This window comes from Candidatus Allofournierella merdipullorum (assembly GCF_048426865.1).
GTDB classification, from domain to species: domain Bacteria; phylum Bacillota; class Clostridia; order Oscillospirales; family Ruminococcaceae; genus Allofournierella_A; species Allofournierella_A merdipullorum.
On sequence record NZ_DBFNWJ010000055.1, the window covers coordinates 1 to 4,932 of the forward strand.

Annotated in this window: 5 protein-coding genes; all 5 read left to right on the forward strand. The window is 64.5% G+C overall.

Annotated elements, in window-relative coordinates; genetic code table 11:
- Positions 1 to 25 precede the first annotated feature (25 nt).
- Complete coding sequence (locus tag ACMNAY_RS10215; protein WP_418719302.1) at positions 26 to 457, forward strand: hypothetical protein; 432 nt, start codon at positions 26 to 28, stop codon at positions 455 to 457.
- 72 nt (positions 458 to 529) lie between these two features.
- Positions 530 to 952, forward strand: coding sequence for a hypothetical protein (locus ACMNAY_RS10220; RefSeq protein ID WP_418719303.1), 423 nt, complete (start codon positions 530 to 532; stop codon positions 950 to 952).
- 199 nt (positions 953 to 1,151) lie between these two features.
- Positions 1,152 to 2,360: a phosphoglycerate kinase gene (locus ACMNAY_RS10225; RefSeq protein ID WP_418442208.1), complete on the forward strand. Its 1,209-nt coding sequence runs from the start codon at positions 1,152 to 1,154 to the stop codon at positions 2,358 to 2,360.
- Between the two features lie 86 nt (positions 2,361 to 2,446).
- Positions 2,447 to 3,214, forward strand: a complete 768-nt coding sequence (gene tpiA / locus ACMNAY_RS10230; protein WP_418719304.1) for a triose-phosphate isomerase — start codon at positions 2,447 to 2,449, stop codon at positions 3,212 to 3,214.
- A gap of 61 nt (positions 3,215 to 3,275) precedes the next feature.
- Entirely contained in the window at positions 3,276 to 4,796 is a 1,521-nt protein-coding gene (gene gpmI, locus ACMNAY_RS10235; protein WP_418719305.1) for a 2,3-bisphosphoglycerate-independent phosphoglycerate mutase, read from the forward strand.
- The last annotated feature ends 136 nt before the right edge of the window (positions 4,797 to 4,932 follow it).

Consider the following 4,932-nt stretch of genomic DNA (forward strand, 5'->3'; position numbering starts at 1 on the left):
GAAATAAAAAATAAGGAGAGACCCCATGAACAACACCGAACTCAAAGGCCGCCTGATGCTCAAAGTGGTGGGCATCCTCTACATCATCTTCGCAGCCCTCAGCATCCTCACCGGCCTCATGGCCGTGGTGGGCGGCGCGGCGCTGGGCATCGCCGGCGGCGAGAGCCTGGCCCTGGGCCTGGGCGCCATCGCCATGGTGCTGGGCGTCGTCGCCATCCTCAGCAGCACGTTCAGTCTGGTGGTGGGCATCCTGGGCGTGAAGTGGTGCAACCGTCCCGACAAGGCCGGCACCCTCTTTGTGCTGGGCGTGGTGCTCACCGCGCTGGCCGTTCTGAATCTGCTCTCATCCTTCGGCGGCGACAATGGAAGCGCCGCGGTGGTGGGCGCTCTCATCGGCCTGGTGCTGCCGGTGCTCTACACCCTGGGCGCGTGGCAGAACAAGCAGAGCCTGCAATAATGACCCAAAGCGGGCCGGGGCCGCGCCCCGGCCCGCTTTTTTCAAAAAACATTGAATTGAGGAGAAAACGCCATGAACGAAACACAGCTTGCGGGCAGAACGATGCTCAAAGTGACCGGCATCGTCCTCATCATCCTATCGGCTCTGGGCCTGCTGGGCGGCCTGGCGCTCATCGGCGCGGGTTTAGCCATGGGCACCGACGACGGCCTGGGCTGGGGCGTGGTCACCGCCCTCATCACACTGGGCGTGCTGGCGGTGCCCAGCAGCGCCTTCGGCCTTGTGGCCGGCATCCTGGGCGCAAAATGGTGCGCCCGGCCGGACAAGGCCCAGGTGCTGTTCGTGCTGGGCGTGGTGCTGGCGGTGGCGGCGGCGCTGAGCCTGCTCATCGACCTGGGCAGCGGCGGCATCAGCTCTTCGGCGGGCGACATCGTCCGGCTGGTGCTGGCGGCGTTCTACACCCTGGGCGCCTGGCGCAACAGGCAGGCCCCGCAATGATCGACCGGCGTCGGGCCGGGGCGGCGCGCCCCGGCCCGTTCTGCTGTGTGCTTTTTGTGCAAGTTTCGGGCACGTCCGGGGCAGAGTATCGTTAAAAACATAACGGCAAACGCCTTGCGAAATGCGCGCCGATTGATTATAATAAGGACAGGTATGCAAATGCCCATGAGAACTTCAAAATCGAGAGGAGAAACAGACGATGGGTTTGGGTAAAAAGACCGTGGAAGAGATGGACGTGCGCGGCAAGCGGGTGCTTGTGCGCTGCGATTTCAACGTGCCGATGAAGGACGGCAAGATCACCAACGACAACCGCATCGTGGCCGCGCTGCCCACGATCAAGAAGCTGATCGAGAACGGCGGCAAGGTCATCCTGTGCAGCCACCTGGGCAAGCCCAAGAACGGCCCCGAGGAGAAGTTCAGCCTGGCCCCTGTGGCGGTGCGCCTCTCCGAGCTGCTGGGCAAGGAAGTCGTGTTCGCCAATGACGACACCGTTGTGGGCGAGAACGCCAAGGCCGCTGTTGCCGCCATGAAGGACGGCGACGTGGTTCTGCTGCAGAACACCCGCTTCCGCAAGGAGGAGACCAAGAACCTGCCTGAGTTCAGCCAGGATCTGGCCAGCATCGCCGACTGCTATGTGAACGACGCTTTCGGCAGCGCTCACCGCGCTCACTGCTCCACCGCCGGCGTGACCGACTACGTCAAGGACACCGCCGTGGGCTACCTGATGGAGAAAGAGATCCGCTACCTGGGCAACGCCGTGAACGATCCCGTGCGCCCCTTCACCGCCATCCTGGGCGGCGCCAAGGTCGCCGACAAGCTGAACGTCATCGCGAACCTGCTGGAGAAGGTGGACACCCTGATCATCGGCGGCGGCATGGCCTACACCTTCCTGGTCGCCAAGGGCTACGGCGTGGGCACCAGCCTGGTGGACGAGGAGAAGGTGGAGTACTGCAAGGAGATGATGGCCAAGGCCGAGGCCAAGGGCGTCAAGCTGCTGCTGCCTGTGGACACCGTTATCACCGCTTCCTTCCCCGACCCCATCGACGGGCCTGTGGACGTGAAGGTCGTGCCTTCCGATTCCATCCCCGCCGATATGATGGGCCTGGACATCGGCCCCAAGACCCGCGAGCTGTTCGCCGAGGCCGTGAAGGCCAGCAAGACCGTCGTGTGGAACGGCCCCATGGGCGTGTTCGAGAACCCCACCCTGGCCGCCGGCACCCTGGCTGTTGCCAAGGCCATGGCCGAGGCTGACGCCACCACCGTTATCGGCGGCGGCGACTCCGCTGCTGCCGTGATGCAGCTGGGCTACGCCGACAAGATGACCCACATCTCCACCGGCGGCGGCGCTTCCCTGGAGTACCTGGAGGGCAAGGAGCTGCCCGGCATCGCCTGCATCCAGAACGCCTGATTTGTGAGCCCATGCGCCTCAGCCGCCCGCGGCGGCTGAGGCCTTTTGCGGCCCGCCGACAAACGAAAAAAGTGAGGTAACACACCATGGATAAAGCCAACCGCAAAGCCGTCATCGCCGGCAACTGGAAAATGAACAAGACCGCCACCGAGGCCGCTGCTCTCATCGACGAGCTCATCCCCGCCGTGAAGGACGCCGGCTGCGAAGTGGTCATCTGCACCCCCTTCACCAGCCTTTGCACCGCCGTGGAGAAGACCCGCGGCACCAACATCCATGTGGGCGCGGAGAACGTCCACTTTGAGAAGAGCGGCGCCTTCACCGGCGAGATCAGCGCCGACATGCTGGTGGACCTGGGCGTGGAGTACGTCATCACCGGCCACTCCGAGCGCCGTCAGTACTTCGCCGAGACCGACGAGACTGTGAACAAGCGCACCCTGGCGGGTCTGGCCGCCGGCCTGAAGGTCATCGTCTGCGTGGGCGAGAACCTGACCCAGCGGGAGCAGGGCGTCACCGAGGAACTGGTGCGCATGCAGACCAAGATCGCCCTGCAGGGCGTGTCCGCCGAGGATATGAAGAACATCATCATCGCCTACGAGCCCGTGTGGGCCATCGGCACCGGCAAGACCGCCACCAGCGACCAGGCCCAGGAGGTCTGCGCCGCCATCCGCAAGGTGCTGGCCGAGCTCTACGGCGAGGCCGTGGCCAAGGCCACCACCATCCAGTACGGCGGCAGCATGAACGCCGGCAACGCCGACGAGCTGCTCTCCAAGCCCGACGTGGACGGCGGCCTGATCGGCGGCGCTTCCCTGAAGGCGGACGCCTTCGCGGCCATCGTCGCCGCCGCCGGCAAGTAAACACCACCGCGGCGCGCCGGCAGCCCCGGCGCGCCCTTTTGCCAAGAAGGAGAAATTTTTTATGTCGAAAAAACCCCTGCTGCTCTGCATCCTGGACGGCTTCGGCTGGGTGCCCGAGCAGAAAGACGGCAACGCCATCGTTGCCGCCAACACCCCCAACCTCGATAAGCTGTTCGCCACCTGCCCCTACACCACCATCGGCGCCTCCGGCATGGACGTGGGCCTGCCCGACGGCCAGATGGGCAACAGCGAAGTGGGCCACACCAACATCGGCGCGGGCCGCATCGTCTACCAGGAGCTCACCCGCATCACCAAGGCCATCCAGGACGGCTCCATCCGTGACAACGCCGCCATCCGCGGCTGCATGGAGGCCGCAGTGAAGAACGGCAAGGCCCTGCACCTGATGGGCCTGCTTTCCGCCGGCGGCGTCCACAGCCACATCCAGCACCTCTTCGGCCTGCTGGACATGGCCAAGGACCTGGGCGTGAAGGAGCTGTACGTCCACGCCATCATGGACGGCCGCGACGTGCCGCCCGACTCCGGCAAGGGCTACATCGCCCAGCTGCAGGACAAGCTGAACGAACTGGGCATCGGCAAGATCGCCACCGTCACCGGCCGCTACTACGCCATGGACCGCGACAACCGCTGGGACCGCGTGGAGAAGGCCTACGCCGCCTTCGTCTACGGCGAGGGCGTGAAGGGCGAGCCGCTCCAGGTGATGGAGAACAGCTACGCCGAGGGCGTGACCGACGAGTTCGTGGTGCCCGCCGTGACCTGCGAGGGCGGCCGCGTGTCCGAGGGCGACAGCGTTATCTTCTTCAACTTCCGCCCCGACCGCGCCCGTGAGATCACCCGCACCTTCGTGGACGACGCCTTCACCGGCTTCGAGCGCCGCAGCGGCCGTTTTGCGGTGAACTATGTCTGCTTCACCCAGTACGACGCCACCATGCCCAACGTGGAGGTGGCCTTCAAGCCCCAGAGCCTGGACAACGTGATGGGCGCCTACCTTGCCAAGTGCGGCAAGACCCAGCTGCGCATCGCCGAGACCGAGAAGTACGCCCATGTGACCTTCTTCTTCAACGGCGGCGTGGAGGCTCCCTTCGAGGGCGAGGACCGCGCCCTCATCCCCAGCCCCAAGGTGGCCACCTATGACCTGAAGCCCGAGATGAGCGCCTACGAAGTGGCCGACGAGTGCGTCAAGCGCATCGAGAGCGGCAAGTACGACGTCATCATCCTGAACTTTGCCAACTGCGACATGGTGGGCCACACCGGCGTGTTCGAGGCCGCCGTGAAGGCCGTGGAGGCCGTGGACGCGTGCGCCGGCAAGGTGATCGACGCCACCCTGGCCGCCGGCGGCCAGGTGCTGCTCACCGCCGACCACGGCAACGCCGACCGCATGTACGATGTGGACGGCTCTCCCTTTACCGCCCACACCACCAACCCGGTGCCCTTCCTGGTGGCCGGCGCGGGGGATGTGAAGCTGCGGGAGGGCGGCGTCCTGGCGGACATCGCCCCCACCATGCTGAAGCTCCTGGGCCTTGAACAGCCCGCCGAGATGACCGGCAAGAGCATCATCGAGTAAAGAACCTGTAAATCCAAAAAGCACCGACCCGCTCGCATCTTCTGGCGGGTCGGTGCTTTTTTGTATCTTTCCAAAAAATGGGATGTGTTAATTTACACATCCCATAGTTTAAAGCGATATTAATAATAAAATACAC